The sequence below is a fragment of the Hominiventricola sp. genome, assembly GCF_057604405.1.
Genome location: NZ_DBLYVB010000007.1, coordinates 96,440 through 116,429, shown reverse-complemented (window position 1 = coordinate 116,429; position 19,990 = coordinate 96,440). Strand labels below are relative to the sequence as shown.

Here is a 19,990-nt window from a genome sequence, read left to right as displayed (position 1 = left end):
GAAGAACAATCCGGGAGGGAAAAATGCGGATTTTATATTTGAATACCACCTACTCTGGCGGCGGTGCGGAGAAGGTGACCCGTCAGGTTTATGAGGGAATGAAAGCACGGGGACATGAAGTCTATGAGATCGTCTGTTACAATCGAAGAGGGGCAGTGGAGGATGATCATGTGAAGGTGCTGTATACAAGCGCACCGGAGAAACTGTTTCATCGGCTGCAGACCCACAACCGGGGAAATACCAACCGGACCATTCCCTATGCAGTGTGGTACATTTGTAACTTTATTAAAAAGCATCAGATCCAGGTGGTACATCTTCATAACCCCCATGACAGCTTTCTGGGAATCCGGGATATCCGGACTATTCAGATGTTTTGTCCGGTAGTCTGGACCCTTCATGATTTCTGGGCGCTGACGGGACACTGTGCATTCCCGGTAGGGTGTGATGACCGGTGGAAAACAGGCTGTAAGAGCTGTGAGCATCTGGATAATTATCCAAGACTTCGGAAGGATGTATGCGGGGTACTATTTGAGGAAAAGAAGCGTGGGCTGACTGGATGCGGGATTCGGTATACGGTGCCTTCTGACTGGATGAGACAGCAGTTTGCAGAGTCCTATTTGAAAGGGGAAAACTGTACGACGGTTTATAACAGTCTGAATGTGGCAGACTGGAAGGTATTGGATAAAAAAGAGACGAGAAAGAAATACGGCATTCAGACCGGGAAATTTGTGTTGGCCTTTGTGGCGGCGGATCTGAAGATTCCCCAGAAGGGAATGGCGCGGTTGCTGGAAGTGCTGAAGGGACTGGATCCAGACCGATTTTTGCTTCTCATGGCGGGAAAATGTTCCGAGGAGTGGAAAGAAGCACTGACACATTTTGAAGTGGTGGATTTTGGTTATATCCGGGAGCAGCAGAAGATGAACGAATTCTATGCTATGGCGGATCTTATGGTCAATCCGTCCACTTATGAGACCTTTGGTCTGGTCAATATAGAAGCCATGGCATCCGGAACACCGGTGGCTGCCTTTCATATCTGCGTCATGCCGGAGGTGGTTTCAAGCGAAGTCGGATGGCTCTGCGAAGAGATCAGTGCCGATGCATTCCGGACACTGATTCAGCAGATTGAGAAGGATCGTGGCGGCTGGAAACAGAAGGCGGAGAAGTGCCACACTTACGTGCAGGACAAGTACGACGAGAAAAAAATGCTGGATGCATATGAAGAATTATATCAAAACTTGTAAATAGGGTGCAAAAGTGATAAACTAATACAGAATATGGATAAATATGCGTAGGAGCACCTAATGTTTAAAAATAAAAGTAAAAAACTGATTTGCCGGATTCTGTTACTGATGCTGGTGGATGCCATCATCATTACCCTGTCTGGTCCCATTGCCATCTATGTGCGTTATAATTTGTTGTTTGCACCGAGGGCCATTGAATTTATTGAGAATATTTTCCGGTATCTGCCGCTGAACCTAGTCATTACCATTGCAGCCTTCGCGGGATGCCGTCTCTATCAGGGCATCTGGAAATATGCCAGTGCATCAGATCTGGTGAACATTCTGGCAGGATGCCTGATTTCAGCTGTGACCCAGACCATCGGCATGACGCTGCTGGGACTGGAGTTTCCGAGAAGTTATCCATTTATGTATTTTGTGGTACTGGCCATGGGAATCTCCGTATTCCGTTTTATGTACCGGATTCTGGGATATTTCCAGTCCCGGTATGTGGGCGGAGAGAAGAAGAACATGGAAAATACCATGATCGTGGGTGCCGGAGAAGCAGGCTACACCTTGTTAAAAGAGATTCAGAACAGTAAGTTTATCCGGCAGAATGTGTGCTGTCTGGTAGATGACGATCCGGGAAAACGGGGAAAATATCTTCGCGGTGTGCTGGTGGCAGGAAATCGGAATGATATCTGCAGACTGGCAGAAGAATATGATATTGACGAGATTATGATTGCCATTCCGTCAGCCACCCGCGGGACGGTGCAGGAGATTCTTGATATCTGCAGCCAGACCAGCTGCAAACTGAAGGTGCTTCCGGGTATCTATCAGCTGGTGAATGGAGAAGTCAGTGTCTCCAAGCTCCGCAATGTGGAGATTGAAGATTTGCTGGGACGTGAACCGGTGGATACTCAGGTGGAGAGTATCATGGGGTATGTGTCCGGCAAGGTGGTGCTGGTGACCGGTGGAGGCGGTTCCATTGGAAGTGAGCTTTGCCGCCAGATTGCACGGCACGAACCGAAGCAGCTGATTATCTTTGATATTTATGAAAATAATGCCTATGCCATTCAGCAGGAACTGAAGAGAAACTATCCGGAGCTGGATCTGGTAGTACTGATTGGTTCGGTGAGAAATACCCACCGAATTAACGGCGTGTTTGAACAGTACCGTCCGCAGATCGTGTATCATGCGGCAGCCCACAAGCATGTGCCACTTATGGAAGACAGTCCCAACGAAGCGATCAAGAACAATGTCATGGGTACCTGGAAGACCGCACAGGCAGCGGATAAGTACGGAGTATCACGTTTTGTACTGATTTCTACCGATAAGGCTGTGAACCCGACCAACATCATGGGTGCTTCCAAGCGTCTCTGCGAGATGGTGATTCAGATGATGAATGACCGGTCGAAGACGGAGTTTGTGGCAGTCCGGTTCGGTAATGTGCTGGGCAGCAACGGAAGCGTCATTCCACTTTTTAAGAAACAGATCGAAGAGGGCGGACCGGTAACAGTGACCCATCCTGACATTATCCGGTATTTTATGACGATACCGGAAGCAGTATCTCTGGTTCTGCAGGCAGGTGCCCAGGCAAAAGGTGGAGAAATTTTCGTCCTTGATATGGGAAAACCGGTGAAGATTCTGGATCTGGCACTGAATCTGATTCGTCTGTCAGGGTTGAAACCATATGAAGATATAGATATTCAGTTTACAGGACTCCGGCCGGGGGAAAAACTGTATGAAGAACTTCTTATGAGTGAAGAGGGTCTGCAGAGTACAGAAAATAAACTGATTCATATTGGAAAACCGATTGAATTTGATGAAGAGTTGTTTGTGCATCAGCTGGAAGAATTAAATGAGTTGTCGAAGATGGACAGCCCTGATATTAAGAAGCGGGTGGCAGAGATTGTTCCCACCTATCACATGGAAGAAAAGAGGTAGTAATTATGGCACATATTTATCTTGCGTCTCCGCATATGAGTGAGGAGGGTTACGAACAACAGTACGTGAAGGAAGCATTTGACACTAACTGGATTGCACCGCTGGGAAAAAATGTAAACGAATTCGAAAAAGAGTTTGCTTCTTACGTAGGAGCCAATGACGGCGCAGCCCTTTCAGCCGGCACTGCCGCTATTCATCTGGCACTGAAGGCAGCCGGCATCAAAAAGGGAGATATTGTCTTCTGTCAGGATCTGACCTTCTCTGCAACGGCCAATCCGATCATCTATGAGGATGCGGTGCCGGTCTTTATCGACAGTGATTATGAGACCTGGAACATGTCCCCGGATGCACTGGAGCGGGCGTTTGAAAAATATCCGGATGTAAAGGCAGTTATGCCGGTTCACCTCTATGGTCTTCCGGCAAACATGGACAGAATTATGGAGATCTGTAATGCACATCATGTTCCGGTGATCGAAGATGCTGCAGAGAGTCTGGGAACCATCTATCATGGACAGAAGACCGGTACTTTTGGTGATTACGGCTGCTTCTCCTTCAACGGAAATAAGATCATCACCACTTCCGGTGGCGGGATGCTGGTCTGCAATCTTCCGGAAGAACAGTCCAAAGAGCGCACGGCGAAGGTTCGTTTCTGGGCAACCCAGGCCAGAGAGCAGGCACGCCATTATGAGCATAAAGAAATTGGATATAATTATCGTATGAGTAATATCGTGGCAGGTATTGGCCGCGGACAGTTGAAGGTAATTGAGGAGCGGATCGCGCAGAAACGCCATATTTTTGCATATTATCAGGAGCATCTGGGAGACCTGGAAGGTATTTCCTTCATGCCCATGCATGAAAATGAGAGACCGAATTGCTGGTTAAGTGTCATTCAGATTGCAGATGAGTGTCCGGTAAAACCGCTGGATGTGATGGTGGCACTGGAAAAAGCAGACATTGAGAGCCGTCCGGTATGGAAACCGATGCATATGCAGCCGGTATTTGCGGGCTGTGATTATATTGATCATGGTAAAGTGGGAGAGACCTTATTCAGAAGAGGGGTCTGCCTGCCAAGTGACACGAAGATGACGGATGAAGATCTGGAGCGGATCTGTGGTGTGATCAGAGGATTGTGGAGATAACGGATGAAGAAAAGTCTGTATGCCAGATATGGAAAGAGGATGCTGGATTTTGCCATTTCCAGCTGTGCCTTGATTGTGGCAAGCCCGGTTATGCTGGGAACCTATATGCTGGTGAAGAAAAAGCTTGGAACTCCGGTCTTTTTCCGTCAGGAACGACCGGGACTTCATGGGAAAATTTTTAAAATGTACAAATTCCGCACGATGACAGATGCCAGGGATGCGGACGGCAATTTATTGCCGGATGCAGAGCGCAGAACCGAGTTCGGACAGATGTTGAGAAAGACAAGTCTTGACGAACTGCCGGAGCTGATCAATATCTGGAAAGGGGACATGAGCCTCATTGGTCCGCGTCCGCTTCTGGTAAAATATCTGCCCTATTACACGCCGGAAGAGAATATCCGGCATGAGGTACGCCCGGGTCTTACGGGACTGGCGCAGGTGCACGGCAGAAATACCTGTATCTGGGAAGATCGGTTCCGCTATGACAGAGAGTATGTGGAGCATCTGACCTTTGGTATGGACTGCAAGATCATCTGGCAGACCATAAAGACCGTGCTGAACGCTTCGGACATTGTAGCGCCCGGAGTGATGGAGGATTTTGATGATTACAGAAAAAAGCAGCGTGCCAACGCCGGTGTACAGGCTTCCGCTTCTGGAGACGGAAAATGAGCTGTATGTAAAGAGAGATGATCTCTATCCCCTGTCTTTTGGCGGTAATAAAGCCAGAAAGGCAGAACTGTTCTGGCAGGATCTGGAAGCAAAGAAAAGTGATCATGTGGTCACTTACGGAACCAGCAGTTCCAATCACTGCAGAGTCATTGCCAATCTGGCGGCCATGCATGAACTGCCCTGTACCATTATTTCTCCGGAACAGAAGAGCGAGGAGACCTTTAATTCGGATCTCATGAGACTGTTCGGAGCAAAGATTATAGTGACTCCGGTGGATCATGTGAAAGTGACCATCGACGAGACGATGGAAGCACTGCGGCAGCAGGGATACACACCTTATTTTATTATGGGCGGCGGTCATGGAAACATGGGAACCCAGGCTTATGTGAATACTTATGAGGAAATTCTGGCATTTGAAAAAGAGGCTGGGATCAAATTTGATTATATTTTCCATGCGTCCGGTACCGGAACCACCCAGGCGGGACTGGTGTGCGGACAGCTTCTTCATGGAGACCTGGAACGAAGAATTACCGGGATCAGTATTGCACGGAAGAAGCCTTATGGAAGAGATGTGGTTGTGCAGAGTGTGAAGGATTATCTGTTGGCGGCAGGAAAAGAAGAACTGTATCGGGATGATCTGGTAGAGTTTGTGGATGATTATACAGGAGCAGGATATGGCACGGACAACGATGCAGTGAGCCGCTGCATTCGGAAAGTGCTGGTGAAGGCTGGATTTTCCCTGGATCCTACGTATACAGGAAAGGCATTCTGGGGGATGCAGGAATATCTGAAGGCCCATGAAATCAGGCAGAAGAAGGTTCTGTTCATCCATACAGGCGGCGGACCGCTGTTTTTTGATTATCTGGAAAAGGAATATCGCGGGAAGGTGTAAAGTGCACATGGTAAATATTTTAGTTTTGAGCTGCGGCACAAGAAATAAAATCATTCAGTATACGAAAAAAGCACTGGAAGGAAAAGGACTGGTTATTGCCACGGATATGAGTCCTAACGCACCGGCGCTTTACGAGGCGGATAAGCACTATATTGTTCCGCGGATGACGGCCCCGGGATATCTTAATGTGATCTATGATATCTGCAGAAAAGAGCAGATTACCGGCATTTTTTCATTGATTGACCCGGAATTATCCTTGCTGGCAGAGCATGAGGAAGATTTCCGGAAGCTGGGAGTCACCATCATCGGTTCTTCTTATGAACTGTGTGAGCGAACCCTCGACAAGTGGCAGATGTATGAATGGCTGAAGGAGCACGGTTATGCCTGTGCCAGAAGCTATGTGGATAAGGAAGCGTTCTTTGAAGATGTGGAGAAAGGACGGATCAGCTACCCGGTCTTTGTAAAACCGGTACGTGGAAGTGCCAGTATCGCCATCTCCAAAGTATACGATAGAGAGACAGTAGAATTATTATTTGCCCATACGGAAGGCCTGATGATTCAGGAATTTCTGCAGGGACAGGAAATCGGAGCAGACTGCTATATTGACCTGGTAAGCGGGGAGCTGATCTCCGTCTTTACGAAGAAAAAACTGGTTATGCGGGCAGGAGAGACAGATAAGGGTGTCTCCTTCAAGGATGAGAAGCTGTTTGCCCTGATTGAAACATTTGTGAAGGAAAGCGGTTTCCGTGGGCAGATTGATATTGATATCTTTGACTGCGGCGGAGCTTACTATATATCGGAAGTGAATCCCAGATTCGGAGGAGGTTATCCCCATGCCTATGAGTGCGGCGTGAACCATCTCGACTATATTGTGAAGAATCTGGAAGGACAGGCCAACAGTCCGAAGATCGGTGCCTATGAAGAGGGGCTTGTCATGATGAAGTACAACGAGATTATGATACGCAGGGAGAATGAGAATCATCGTTTATGAAAAAGTTATGGATTTTAAATCACCATTCCGGATTGGAAGGTGACCGGCATTTTGAGCTGGCAAGAGAGTTTGTATCCCAGGGCGTGGAGGTCGTTGTATTCATGTCTTCCTACAGCCACAGGGGAGAGAGATATCTCTATGAGAAGGAAGCGGTAGTCAGGAAGATTCAGGATGGACTGACCTATGTATGGCTTCATACGGATCCGCCTTATCATGGAAATGGCGCAGCGCGGATTCTGAATATGATTTCTTACTGTCGACTCATGAAGAAGTATGAGAAGAAGTTTTATGAGCGGTTTGGAAGGCCGGATGCAGTGATTGGTTCTTCCGTACATCCCTTTGCGTGGGAGAGTTCCTGGCGCATTGCCAGACAGAATCATATTCCGTTTATCTGTGAGATACGGGATTTCTGGCCCCTTTCCTTTATCGAAATGTATGGCTGGTCCAAATTTCATCCTGTCTGTCTTCTGTTTTCCGCACTGGAGCGGAGAGCCTATCGGAGAGCAGATGCCATTGTGACCACCATGGAGTTTGGCTACAAATATCTGATGCAGTTTCCCTATGTGAAACGGAACCGGGTATTCTGGATTCCCAATGGATATCACACAGAGCAGATTGACGAAGTACTGGAAAAAGGAGAGGTAACCCTTCCGAAGGAACTGGATCAGTACCTGACGGAACACTGGTGCGCGGTCTACACAGGAAGCTTTGTGGATTCGGAATGTCTGCTGGATATGCTGGATACGGCAGCCTTTATGAAGCAGCAGGGGATGGATGAGATTCATTTTGCCCTCATTGGCGATGGCCATCTGAAAGCGCAGATGGAGGATCGGATTCAGAAGGAACAGTTGACCAATGTGAAGGTATTTTCCAGAATTGAGAAAAGTCAGGTGGCGGTGGCACTTTCCAAGGCAAAATGTTGTATCGCCGCTTTAAAGGACGATCGGGTATTGAACGACCTGGGATTGAGCCTGAATAAATTAAATGACTATCTGTATTCCGGTAATCCGACGGTCTTCGCCTGCAATTCACAGAATGTGGTGGCGGAATCCGGCGGCGGGTATGTGGTGCCCTGCAGCGATCCGAAGGCCTATGGGGAAGCACTTATGAAGGTTTATCATATGACCGATGAAGAGCGGACCGCTATGGGCGAACAGGGACGCAAGGAGATCCGGGAGCATTATAATTATGCCCTTCTGGCAAAAGACTATCTGAAGATACTGACAGACTGTGAGAAAAGCAAAGGAGAACGAAGATGAAACAGTTACTCTTAAATAAAATCGAAAACAGGGAGATCGTGGTAGGAGTCATCGGTCTCGGCTATGTAGGACTGCCCCTGGCAGTAGAAAAAGCTAAGGCAGGCTTTAAGACCATCGGATTTGATGAGCAGGAAGTAAAGGTAAAGATGGTCAATGAAGGCCATAACTACATCGGCGATGTAGTGGATAAGGATCTGAAGCGCCTGGTGGAGGAAGGAAGACTTTCTGCGACCTCTGATTTCAGCTTTATCAAGGATGTGGATTTCATCGCTATCTGCGTTCCGACCCCGCTGGACATTCATCAGGAGCCGGATCTTAGCTGCGTCAGAGAGTCTACCAAATCCATTTCCAAATATCTGACGAAGAATACCATGGTAGTTCTGGAGTCCACCACTTATCCGGGAACCACAGAGGAACTGGTAAAACCGATTCTGGAGGAAGGTTCCGGTCTGAAATGCGGAGTAGATTTCTATCTGGGATTCTCTCCGGAGCGTGTGGATCCGGGTAACCTGATCTATAAGACAAAAAATACCCCGAAGGTCATCGGCGGCGTGGGCAAGGATGCAACAGAAGTGATTGCAGCCATGTACCGGACGGTTCTGGAGGGTGATGTAAAAGAGGTTTCCTCTCCGGCTATTGCAGAGATGGAGAAGATTCTGGAGAATACCTACCGGAATATTAACATCGGTATGATCAACGAACTCGCCATGTTGTGTAACGAGATGGGGATCAGCATCTGGGAGGTCATTGAGGCAGCCAGCACGAAACCCTATGGTTTCCAGGCGTTTTATCCGGGCCCGGGTCTTGGAGGACACTGTATTCCGCTGGATCCCTACTATCTGTCCTGGAAGGCAAGAGAGTATGGTTTCCATACGTCCATGATCGAGAGCTCCATGATGATCAATGACAAGATGCCGGCTTACTGCGTAGAGCGTGCGGGAAAAGTACTGAATCGCTTTAAGAAAGCGTTGAACGGCTCCAAAGTGCTGGTGCTGGGCGTAGCCTATAAGCAGGATATTGACGATTACCGGGAGAGCCCGGCCCTGCGTGTGATTGAGGAACTGGAACACACGGGAGCAGAAGTGGTTTATTTTGATCCGTGGGTAAGACAGTATAAATTCAAAGGTCAGGTGCGTGACAGTGAGCCGGAACTGACAGAAGAACTGGTGGAGAGTGCAGATCTGGTCATGGTAACAGCAGCCCATACGAATGTGGATTATGAGTTCGTGCAGCAGCATGCCAAAGCCATTTTTGATACAAAGAATGTCATGAAGAACTTGAAGAACAGAGAGAATATCGAGGTATTATAGAAATGAAATATGCACTGATCGGATGCGGCCGTATTGCAACGAATCATGTGAAGGCGGTTGTGAACAACAAGCTGGAATTTGCAGCGGTATGCGATGTGGTTCCGGAGCAGATGGAAGCACTGCTGGCAAAACATGGACTGGAAAAAGACAGTTCCATTGCCAGATATACAGACTATAAAAAAATGATTGAGGAAGTAGAGCCGGAGCTGGTGGGGATTGCCACCGAGAGCGGCATCCACGCAGAGATTGCTCTGTACTGTATTGACCATGGTGTAAACTGCATCATTGAGAAACCCATTGCCATGAGCATGGAGGATGCGGATGAGATCGTCCGCCGTTCCGAAGAGAAACATGTGAAAGTGGCTGCCTGCCACCAGAACCGTTTCAATATTGCGGTGCAGGAAGCAAGAAAAGCCCTGGAAGCAGGACGTTTCGGAAAGCTTTCCCACGGTGCGATTCACGTGCGCTGGAACCGGAACCAGAATTACTATAATCAGGCTCCCTGGAGAGGTAAATGGGCTTCTGACGGCGGCGCCCTCATGAATCAGTGCATTCACGGGATTGATCTCCTGCGCTGGATGTTTGGCGATGAGGTGGAGGAAGTCTATGGTTCCACCAGACAGCAGTTCCATCATTATCTGGAAGCGGAGGATGTGGGAATGGCAGTAGTCAAATTCAAGAATGGTGCCATTGCTACCATCGAAGGAACCACCAATGTCTATCCCCAGAATCTGGAGGAGACATTATATATCTTTGGTGAGACCGGTACCGTGAAAATCGGCGGAAAGTCCACCAACAACATTGATGTGTGGGATTTTGCAGACGAGACAGAAATGGATAGTGCGAACAAGCATTTGGAGGAAGCCACCAGCAATGTGTACGGCAATGGACATACCAGCCTTTACGCAGATATGATTGATGCCATTCAGAAGGACAGAAAGCCTTATGTGGATGCAGTCGCAGGCAGAAATGCACTGGAGATGGTACTGGCTATCTATAAGAGCCAGAAAGACGGCATGCCGGTGAAGCTGCCGTTGAAGAATTTTAAGAGTACGGATATGACAGGGGAATTCTAATGCTGAAAGTATGTGAAATCAGTGCAAAAGCATTATTACAGGATCGGTTTCCGGCAGAGACGGCAGACTTTACCATCTGGGGTGTCTCAGATCCGGAAGCGCCGGAAGATCACAGCGTGATTTTTGTGAAGAACAGCATCTCGGAAACCTGCAGCGAGGTAAAAGGAAGCATCTTTATCACCAGGGAAGAGACAGCCCTTTCCCTGGATGCTTCTTCTGTGCAGTTAAAAAGCAGCATACCGAAAAATCTGTACGGTGAGCTGCTGCTCCGGATGGAGCGCATGATGCCGGGTGAAGATCTGTTTATGAAAAATGGAAGCTATGTCAGTGCAGATGCGAAGCTGGGAAAAAATGTGAGCATTGCTCCCTTTTGCGTCATCGGCAGGGATGTAGTCATTGGAGATAACTGCGAGATCGGTGCAGGAACGATCATTAAAGACCATGTGCGGATCGGAAATGACGTTCAGATTAAGGAACACTGTATGATCGGTGTGGAGGATGCAGATATTTACCGCCCGGAATCCGGTGCATGCCGGACTCTGCCCCATCTGGCAGGAACCATCATTGAGGATGGCTGCCTGTTGCTGGCAGGGGCTGTTCTGGCAGCTGGAGATACCAGACCGACCGTTCTTGGAAAAGGTTCCATGATCGGACTGGTAGGAGATGTGGGACATAACTGCCGGATCGGTGAGGAGACGCTGATCAGCGGAAAATCCAGTGTTTCCGGTCATTGTCAGGTAGGAAATCATACCTATGTGGCGCCCATGTCCGTGACTACCAACCGGATCAGTGTAGGCGACCATGCCTATCTGGGAATCGGTGCGGTGGCGATTAAGGATGTACCGGAAGGCGAGAAACAGTTTGGAAATCCGGCGCGGAAAGTACCGGAATTCAAGAAGAAATAGAGAGGTTCAATTCCATGCAGATTCAGAATATTTTGAATTATCTGGAAGCCAGTGCGGCTTCCTGCCCGGAGAAAGCGGCATTTGAAGATCTGGAGCACAGCTTTACCTTTGCACAGGTCCAGGAGAATGCCAGAAGGATGGGAAGTGCCCTGGCGGCGGAACTTTCCCCCAATGCACCAGTGCCGGTGTTTATGGAGAAGGAAGCGTGGACGTTGAATGTGTTTATGGGAGCAGTCTGTGCAGGCTGCTTTTATACGTTAGTGGAACCGGAGCTTCCGGTGGAGCGGGTACGGCTCATTCTGGAGACACTGGATGCGCAGGTGCTGGTGACCACGGAAAAATTAAAAGAAAAAGCAGAAGGACTGGGATTTCAGGGAAAGATCCTGCTGGCAGAAGATCTGGTACAGACGAAAGTGAACCAGTCACTTCTGGAAGCCCGCAGAAAAGGAGCCTGTGATACAGATCCTCTGTATGCCATGTTTACCTCCGGATCCACCGGAGTGCCCAAAGGCGTGGTGGTATCCCATCGCTCCGTCATTGATTTTACGGAACATTTTACAGAGATTTTCGGATTTACTTCCGAGGATGTCATTGCCAATCAGGCACCCTTTGACTTTGATGTGTCAGTGAAGGATCTTTACCCTACGCTCAAATGCGGTGCTACCATGGAAGTGATTCCAAAGAAATTTTTCTCGGTACCTAAGAAACTGATTGATTTCCTTGATGACCGAAAAGTGACGAGCCTTACCTGGGCAGTATCAGCTCTGTGTATCATTTCCATGTTAAAAGGATTTCGTTATAAGGTGCCGGGAAGCATTCGAAGAGTGATGTTCAGCGGCGAGGTGATGCCGGTGAAGCATCTGAATTACTGGAGAAGCTATCTGCCGGAGGCCCGGTATGTGAACCTCTATGGACCGACGGAGATTACCTGTAACTGTACTTATTATGAGATTAAAAAGGATTTTACGGAGGAAGAGCAGATTCCCATCGGAATTGCATTCCCGAATGAGCGGGTATTCCTGCTGGATGAGGAAGACCATCTGGTGACAGCAGAAAATCCGGGTGTGCTGGGAGAAATCTGTGTGACGGGTACGGCACTGGCCCTTGGCTATTATGCCAATCCGGAGAAGACGGCGGAGGTCTTTGTACAGAATCCGCTGAATCGCCGGTATCTGGAACCCATGTACCGGACCGGAGATCTGGGACGATATGGAGAAGACGGGGAACTCTATTATGCTACCCGGAAGGATTTCCAGATCAAACATATGGGACACCGGATTGAATTGGGAGAAGTGGAGGCAGCCTGCCAGGCGCTGGAGGGAATTTCCAGAGTCTGCTGCATTTATGATGAACCGAATACAAAAATCATTGCATTTTATGTGGGAGAGCTGGAATCCAAAGAGATTATACGGGGCATGGGAGAGAAGCTGCCCCGGTTTATGATCCCCAATGTATTTCAGAAGGTGGATGCCATGCCCCTGACCAAGAATGGAAAGATTGACCGGAAAGCATTGATGGCTTCTTATGAGGAAAGGAACTAATATGGACGAGAGACAACTGGAAAACTTAGCTGTGTCACTGAAGACACCGTCCTTTGTATTTGATACGGATATTTTGAAGGCGCGGGCAGCCCATGTGGCGGAGAAGGTAAAGCCGGCAAAGCTCTGTTTTGCCATTAAAGCAAATCCATTTCTTCTGCAGGCCATGGACGAGGAAGTGGAGCGTTATGAAGTGTGCTCTCCTGGAGAATTTCATATCTGCGTGAAAAGTGGCGTGAAAATGGAGAAAATCGTGCTCTCCGGAGTCAATAAAGAATATGAAGATGTCCGTTATGCGATGGAACAGGGAGTACAGCATTTTACAGCGGAGTCGCAGCGGCAGTTTTATCTGGTGAACCGCTGTGCAGAGGAACTGGACAAACAAGTCCAGATTCTCCTTCGGGTGACCAACGGTAATCAGTTTGGTATGAGCGAAGCGGATGTGACAGAGCTCATTCAGAAGAGAGATGAATATCCCCATCTGACCATCCGGGGACTTCAGTATTTTACCGGAACTCAGAAAAAGCAGATCAAAAAAATTGCCGGAGAAGTGGCATATATTGAGGACTTCATTCAGAAACTGGAAGAGAAAGAAGGCTTTGTAAGCCAGGAGTTGGAGTTCGGTCCGGGACTGGGGGTTCCGTATTTTACCAAAGACGACTTTGAGGAAGACGAAAAACTTCTGGATGCGTTTACGGAGATTTTTAAGGAAGAGCGCCCCTATGAAGTGATTTTCGAGATGGGCAGGTTCCTGACCGCCTCCTGCGGTTATTATCTGACGAAGATTATGGATCAGAAAATCAATGATGCGGTGAATGTGTGCATCGTGGACGGCGGTATCAACCATGTGAATTATTACGGACAGAATATGGCCATGAAGACACCGATCCTTTCTTATTTCCCGCAGCACGAGCTGGAGGAGAAGGAGACGGAGTGGACCGTCTATGGCTCTCTTTGTACCGTGTCAGATATTTTACTGAAAAAACTGGTGTTAAAGGATGCCAGAGTGGGAGACTATCTGGTGTTCCACAATATCGGAGCCTATTCTGTGACAGAAGGTATTTATCTGTTCTTAAGCAGAAAAATGCCGGCCATTTATTTATACAGCGAAGAGAAGGGGGCAGAGCTGGTACGCGACCAGCTGGAAACCTGGATTCTGAATATGGAAAGGTAAAGATTGCCATGTATCGGGGTTCGTGTTACAATAACTTGAATCTGGCGACAGAACTATTTTTTGGAGAGAAAAGCAATGGAAGAATTAATGGAGTTACTGGCTTCTTTAAAGCCGGAAATTGATTTTGAAACAGAAAAAGAGCTGATTGATGACGGTCTTCTGGAGTCCTTTGATGTGATCACCCTGATCGCAGAGTTGGAGGATCAGTTTGAGGTGGAGATCCCGGCAGAAGAAATTGTACCGGAGAATTTTAACTCAGCAGAGGGAATCTGGAATCTGCTGCAGCGGATCAAAGGAGAGGATTAACATGCAGTTTCGCGATCTGAAGAAACAGTATCAGGTATTGAAAAAGCCTATGGACGAGGCCATCAGCAAAGTGTTGGAGGCGTCAAATTATATCAGCGGCTCCCAGGTGGCAGAGTTGGAGGAAAAGCTGGCCGCATATGTGGGAGTGAAACACTGCATTACCTGCGGCAATGGAACGGATGCGTTGACCTTGGCCCTCATGACCTGGGGCATCGGGGAAGGGGATGCAGTCTTCGTGCCGGACTTTACCTTTTTCTCTTCCGCAGAGACCGTTGCCTATGAAGGAGCGACACCAGTCTTTGTGGATGTACTGGAAGATACCTTTAATATGGACCCGGACAGCCTGGAACGGGCAGTGAAAGCAGTCCTTGCAGAAGGAAAATTAACACCGAAAGTGATGGTAGTGGTGGATCTCTTCGGACTTCCGGCAGATTATGACCGGCTTCAAAAGATCGCGGATCAGTATGGAATGTATATTCTGGAGGATGGTGCCCAGGGCTTCGGTGGTGCCTGTAAGGGCAGACGTGTGGGAAGCTTTGGCGACATCAGCACTACCTCTTTCTTTCCGGCAAAACCGTTGGGATGCTATGGAGACGGCGGCGCGGTCTTCACAGACAATGACGAGTGGGCAGCTCTCTTAAAATCTTATCGGATTCACGGAAAAGGTACTGGAAAATATGATAATGTACGAATCGGTATGAATTCCCGCCTGGATACCATTCAGGCAGCGGTTCTGCAGGTGAAACTGCAGGCATTTGCGGAATATGAACTGGAGGATGTGAACCGGGTGGCAGCTGTCTATACCGAGCAGTTAAAAGACTGCGTGAGAGTACCGGAGATTCCGGAGGGATATCTTTCGGGCTGGGCACAGTACAGCATCCTTCTGAAGGATAAGGAAGAGAGGGACAGTCTGCAGGCTTACTTAAAAGAACAGGATGTTCCATCCATGATTTATTATCCCAAGGGAATGCATCAGCAGACCGCTTTTGCAGGATGTGAATTCTATGGAGAAACCTTCCAAGTATCGGAAGATATCTGCGGCCGGGTACTGGCGCTGCCATTATCTCCCTATCTGACAGAGGAAGATCAGCAGAAGGTGATCCGGTTGATTCGTGAGAAAACAGGAGCAAAGGCATGAAAATATTATTGATATCCTATGATTATTTTCGGTATGACGGACGTGTCCGGGAGTTGATCAAAGTGGCAAAAGACCTGGGGGATGTGACCTATATTACCCGTGGTGACGGAGATGAGCAGCCCCAGGAAAAGCAGCATATCGTTTACAAAGACCATGGATACATGGATTTTATCCGGTTTTGCAGCCGTCAGGCAAAGAAACTGGGAAAACTGGATTTGATTTTCATTGACAACCGAAAGGGAATCATTCCTGGCTATCTGGCAAAAAGAATCAGTGGTGCAGAATATGTGGTGCAGGACTGCCGGGAGCTTTACAGCATCCGCAGTGCGTCCGGTATTCCGGGAAAGGTTGGCTGTCTGGTGGAAAAAATGTTTACCAGACATTCCGATGTGGTTATTGCAGCCAATGCCTTCCGTGCCAGAATCATGGTAAAGATGTTTGGCCTTAAGAAAGTGCCGCTGAATTATGAAAATATCAGGAGCCTGGAATACAGCAGCCCGGAGGCAAAAGCGCATGTGGCAGAGGAGTGCGGTGAGTTTTTTAAAGAGAAAAAGTTCCGCATTATTTCCACCGCAGGCTGTGATGTCAGCCGGACTACTTCCCGCATGGTACAGGCCATGAAGGGACTGGGAGACGACTATGAACTGTTCCTCATTGGCGAAAGCGATGAGGAGGATGAGCTGATTATCCGGGAGACCATCCGTCATCTGGGATTGACCAATGTGAAGATTTTCCCGCGGATGGATCAGGATCATCTGAAATATTTTATTGAAAACAGTCAGGTGGGCATGGTGACCTATCATCAGCACGACCTGAATAATAAATACTGCGCCAGCGGCAAGATCTATGAATTCCTTTTTGAAGGAAAGCCGGTGGTGACCTCCACCAATCCGCCCCTTGCTGATTTCTGCGGAAAATATGGCATCGGTATTGCGGAGGATAATTATGAGCAGGCCATCCGGACCATTGCGAAACGGTACGACGAATGGCAGCAGGCAGTAAAGAATTTTACCGCCCGTGTTCATGTGGAGAAAAATAATGAGAAACTGGCGGAGCGCATTCGCCGGAGACTGGAGGAAGTACAGTCATGAAAAAAGTGATGCTGGTATTCGGCACACGCCCGGAGGCCATTAAAATGTGCCCTCTGGTCAATGAACTGAAGAGCAGAAAAGAAATTGAGACGGTAGTCTGCGTTACCGGACAGCACCGGCAGATGCTGGATCAGGTACTGGAGGCTTTTGATGTGGTTCCGGACTATGACCTTTCTATCATGAAAGACCGTCAGACCTTATTTGATGTGACAACCAATATTTTGAACCGGATCAAAGAGGTGCTGGAGGAAGTGCATCCGGATGTAGTGCTGGTACATGGAGATACTTCCACCACATTTGTAACCGCTCTAGCCTGCTTCTATCTGCAGATTCCGGTAGGACATGTGGAGGCAGGACTTCGTACCTACAATATTTATTCTCCTTATCCGGAAGAATTTAACAGACAGGCGGTCAGTATCATCTCAGCCTATAATTTTGCACCGACAGAACTGTCGAAGCAGAATCTTCTGAAGGAAGGTAAGAACCCGGATACCATCTATGTGACGGGAAATACAGCTATTGACGCGCTGAAGACAACGGTTCGTGCGGATTATACCCATCCGGAACTGGAGTGGGCAAAGGGAAGCCGGCTTATTATGATTACGGCACACCGCCGGGAAAACTTAGGCGAGCCTATGAAGCATATGTTCCGCGCCATCCGCCGGGTATGCGACGAGCATCCGGATGTGAAGGCCATTTATCCCATTCATATGAATCCGGTAGTCCGTGAGACGGCCCGTGAGATTCTGGGAGATGATGAGCGGATTCACATTATTGAACCGATGGATGTACTGGATTTCCATAATTTCCTGTCCAGAAGCTTTCTAATTCTGACGGACAGCGGTGGAATTCAGGAGGAGGCTCCTTCTCTTGGAAAGCCGGTTCTGGTTATGCGGGATACCACGGAGCGTCCGGAAGGCATCAAGGCCGGTACATTGAAGCTGGTGGGAACTGATGAACAGGTCATCTATGAGAATTTTAAGCTTCTGCTGGAAAATGAGGAAGCTTACAGGGCTATGAGCACGGCAAGCAATCCTTACGGGGATGGCTTTGCATGTAAGCGGATTGCAGACATTCTGGAAGGAAAAGCATGAGCATTTATCTATTAGTATTTCTTCTGCTGGCGGCGGGGACTCTTCTGGAGTACTTCCGTCCGCAGATCAAAACATATGCATACTGGATCTGCTGGGCGGCCATGACTGGCTGCCTTTGCTTCCGGTTCGGACAGGGAACCGATTATGTGACCTATCAGGGACTCTATGAGACGATCCCGGTAGCCATCGATCTGTCCCAGGGATATATCTGCGGATTTTATCCGGAGATCGGATGGAGACTCTTATCTGCAGCATTTAAAGTGTTTGGCGCACCTTTCTGGGTATTTACAATGATTCTGGGCCTAACAGAAATGCTGCTTCTTCATCGGTTCGTGAAACGGTTCGTGCAGGGAAGGACAGCAGGTCTATTTATGCTGTATCCGGTATTGTATCTGGTATATATGGTATCCGGACTCCGCCAGGGACTGGCGGTCTGCCTGTTTCTGGGAATTGCTCTGCCGTTTCTGATAGAGCGAAAATGGATTGCTTATGTGGTAATAATTCTGATCACGTTTTCATTCCACCGGGTAGCACTTGCCTGGCTGGTGTTGATTCCGGCTATGTATCTGCCGGTGAATGTCATGATGGCGCTGGCTGGACTATCTGCAGTGGGAGGACTGATCCTACAGATCGGTCCGGTAGAACAGCTGTTGGCAGATCTGATCCCGGTTTATCATGTGCAGAAATTTTTGCTGGCAGGAGAAGTCAGTTGGTTTGCCGTAGGAGAACGGCTGGCAGCGGCGGCAGTATTAACGGTTCTCTACCCTTGGACGAGGGAAAATGTGGATAAGATCCGCCCGGAGACCGAGGTACTGTGGAAAACCTACCTGTGTGGCGTCTGTGCGTATCTGCTGCTGTGCAGCAGTTCTTATTATGCCAGCCGTTATGGCGCTATTTTCAAAGTGGTGGAATGTGCGCTGGTAGTGGATCTGGCCATGGGACAGGAGAAAATACAAAAGGCTGTGGCTATTTTCTTCTTCTGCCTGACCTGCCTGATGGGTGTGAAAAACTTAAATGCCATGACCAATGAAGGCGGTTATGCAAAACTGGGCTATCATTTTTGGAACCATCCCTATGTATCCATTTTTGATCAGGAGAAGATCGAGGAGTACTTTGGATATCAAGATCGGGTTCAGGTGATTTATGATGCCAATATTGAGGATCAGGAACTCTGGAGACTGGAAAAATAGAGGAGCAGAAGGATGTTACTGGAGACTATTTTGACGGCAGTGCTGTTTTTTACGGGGACAGCGCTTAGCGGTTACACGATTCGTCATATTTTAAAATTAAAACAGGAAGGATTTCTGTTTTCAATCCTGGTGGGCTGCATGGGCTGGTGGGCGTTGATGGAAGTGATTCTCATTCCCATGACCATGAAGCTGGCAGCTTTTCACACGTTTGTGTGGGTCTATACGGCAGCAGCAGGAGCGTTGAACGTGGCAGGATTCTTTTGCTGGAGGGAGATTCTGGAGGACGGAAAAGCACTGATATCTGGCTGGAAACAGAATCTGACACTGGGGCATCTGGTGGCAATTGTATTAATTATCTGGCAATTATATTATCTGGCACATCACATGTATCTGGAATGGGACGATACCTATTATGTGAATCTGGCCAACACGGCACTGACCACGGATAAGATTTACTGGGTCTATCCGGAGACGGGAACCTTTGCGGATTTTGACAAGCGGTATGTATTGTCTTTATGGCCAATCTTCTATGCGTGGCTTTCCAAACTGACAGGCGTGCTGCCAACGATTATGGCCCATACCATTCTGCCCTGGCTGGTTCTGCCAGTGGCCTATCTGGTGTATGTGCTGATTGGAAGAAAGCTGTTCCCGGAAGATCGTGAACTTCAGGGCATGTTCCTTGCCATGGCGGTGATGCTCCATCTGTTCATGAGCGGGGAACATACGGCAGGACTTACCTTCTTAAGCATTACCCCCTGGGTGGGAAAAGGAATTCTGGCGACGATTCTAATCCCGGCGCTGTTTTACTGGATTTTGAGAACTGCTGAGAAGGAACAGACGGCAGATTTTCTACTGTTGGGACTTACCTGTCTGGCAGGATGTCTGTTATCCTCCATGGGAATCATGCTGACTCCGGTATTTGTCGGTACGGCCATGCTGCTGGCAGGAATCCGCAAGAAGAGTATTTCCTATGTAGTGAAAGGGGCGCTTGCCTGCCTTCCCTGTGTGATTCTTGGAATTTACTATATTGTGTTGACTCATTAGGAAAGGAATT

General features: G+C 48.3%; 18 protein-coding genes. All 18 read left to right on the top strand.

Features of this window, described 5'->3' with window-relative positions; genetic code table 11:
* The first annotated feature begins 23 nt into the window (after positions 1-23).
* The 18 genes from ACZMB2_RS06685 (at position 24) to ACZMB2_RS06600 (ending at position 19,980) form a co-directional block, all read left to right on the top strand.
* Positions 24-1,241, top strand: coding sequence for a glycosyltransferase (locus ACZMB2_RS06685; protein ID WP_487596090.1), 1,218 nt, complete (start codon positions 24-26; stop codon positions 1,239-1,241).
* A gap of 60 nt (positions 1,242-1,301) precedes the next feature.
* On the top strand, positions 1,302-3,164 hold the full coding sequence (locus tag ACZMB2_RS06680) for a polysaccharide biosynthesis protein (protein WP_487596089.1): 1,863 nt from the start codon (positions 1,302-1,304) through the stop codon (positions 3,162-3,164).
* A 5-nt stretch (positions 3,165-3,169) separates the two neighbouring features.
* Positions 3,170-4,303, top strand: a complete 1,134-nt coding sequence (locus ACZMB2_RS06675; protein WP_487596088.1) for a DegT/DnrJ/EryC1/StrS family aminotransferase — start codon at positions 3,170-3,172, stop codon at positions 4,301-4,303.
* Positions 4,304-4,306: 3 nt separating this feature from the next.
* A complete protein-coding gene (locus ACZMB2_RS06670) occupies positions 4,307-4,972 on the top strand; it encodes a sugar transferase (RefSeq protein WP_487596087.1) in 666 nt (221 codons plus the stop codon).
* Positions 4,905-5,864, top strand: coding sequence for a 1-aminocyclopropane-1-carboxylate deaminase/D-cysteine desulfhydrase (locus ACZMB2_RS06665; protein ID WP_487596086.1), 960 nt, complete (start codon positions 4,905-4,907; stop codon positions 5,862-5,864). Before ACZMB2_RS06670 ends, ACZMB2_RS06665 begins: the two co-directional genes overlap by 68 nt.
* A gap of 7 nt (positions 5,865-5,871) precedes the next feature.
* Positions 5,872-6,855 carry an ATP-grasp domain-containing protein gene (locus ACZMB2_RS06660; RefSeq protein WP_487596085.1) on the top strand — a complete coding sequence of 328 codons (984 nt, stop codon included), beginning with the start codon at positions 5,872-5,874 and terminating at the stop codon, positions 6,853-6,855.
* On the top strand, positions 6,852-8,114 hold the full coding sequence (locus ACZMB2_RS06655; protein WP_487596084.1) for a glycosyltransferase family 4 protein: 1,263 nt from the start codon (positions 6,852-6,854) through the stop codon (positions 8,112-8,114). Before ACZMB2_RS06660 ends, ACZMB2_RS06655 begins: the two co-directional genes overlap by 4 nt.
* Positions 8,111-9,424 (top strand): nucleotide sugar dehydrogenase, encoded by a 1,314-nt coding sequence (locus tag ACZMB2_RS06650; RefSeq protein ID WP_487596083.1) that lies wholly within the window; start codon positions 8,111-8,113, stop codon positions 9,422-9,424. Before ACZMB2_RS06655 ends, ACZMB2_RS06650 begins: the two co-directional genes overlap by 4 nt.
* 2 nt (positions 9,425-9,426) lie before the next feature.
* A complete protein-coding gene (locus tag ACZMB2_RS06645; protein WP_487596082.1) occupies positions 9,427-10,500 on the top strand; it encodes a Gfo/Idh/MocA family protein in 1,074 nt (357 codons plus the stop codon).
* Entirely contained in the window at positions 10,500-11,405 is a 906-nt protein-coding gene (locus tag ACZMB2_RS06640) for an LbetaH domain-containing protein (protein ID WP_487596081.1), read from the top strand. The genes ACZMB2_RS06645 and ACZMB2_RS06640 overlap by 1 nt, the downstream gene beginning before the upstream one ends.
* 14 nt (positions 11,406-11,419) lie before the next feature.
* On the top strand, positions 11,420-12,946 hold the full coding sequence (locus ACZMB2_RS06635) for an amino acid adenylation domain-containing protein (RefSeq protein WP_487596080.1): 1,527 nt from the start codon (positions 11,420-11,422) through the stop codon (positions 12,944-12,946).
* Position 12,947: 1 nt separating this feature from the next.
* A complete protein-coding gene (locus ACZMB2_RS06630) occupies positions 12,948-14,117 on the top strand; it encodes a diaminopimelate decarboxylase family protein (protein ID WP_487596079.1) in 1,170 nt (389 codons plus the stop codon).
* Positions 14,118-14,192: 75 nt separating this feature from the next.
* A complete protein-coding gene (locus tag ACZMB2_RS06625; RefSeq protein WP_118770255.1) occupies positions 14,193-14,423 on the top strand; it encodes a phosphopantetheine-binding protein in 231 nt (76 codons plus the stop codon).
* A gap of 1 nt (position 14,424) precedes the next feature.
* On the top strand, positions 14,425-15,561 hold the full coding sequence (locus ACZMB2_RS06620; protein ID WP_487596078.1) for a DegT/DnrJ/EryC1/StrS family aminotransferase: 1,137 nt from the start codon (positions 14,425-14,427) through the stop codon (positions 15,559-15,561).
* On the top strand, positions 15,558-16,652 hold the full coding sequence (locus ACZMB2_RS06615; protein ID WP_487596077.1) for a glycosyltransferase family protein: 1,095 nt from the start codon (positions 15,558-15,560) through the stop codon (positions 16,650-16,652). The genes ACZMB2_RS06620 and ACZMB2_RS06615 overlap by 4 nt, the downstream gene beginning before the upstream one ends.
* The gene (wecB, locus tag ACZMB2_RS06610) at positions 16,649-17,746 is read left to right on the top strand and encodes a non-hydrolyzing UDP-N-acetylglucosamine 2-epimerase (protein ID WP_487596076.1); all 1,098 of its coding nucleotides are present in this window, start codon (positions 16,649-16,651) and stop codon (positions 17,744-17,746) included. The genes ACZMB2_RS06615 and wecB overlap by 4 nt, the downstream gene beginning before the upstream one ends.
* Entirely contained in the window at positions 17,743-18,936 is a 1,194-nt protein-coding gene (locus ACZMB2_RS06605) for an EpsG family protein (RefSeq protein ID WP_487596075.1), read from the top strand. The genes wecB and ACZMB2_RS06605 overlap by 4 nt, the downstream gene beginning before the upstream one ends.
* A 12-nt stretch (positions 18,937-18,948) precedes the next feature.
* Positions 18,949-19,980, top strand: a complete 1,032-nt coding sequence (locus ACZMB2_RS06600) for a DUF6077 domain-containing protein (RefSeq protein WP_487596074.1) — start codon at positions 18,949-18,951, stop codon at positions 19,978-19,980.
* Positions 19,981-19,990: the final 10 nt, after the last annotated feature.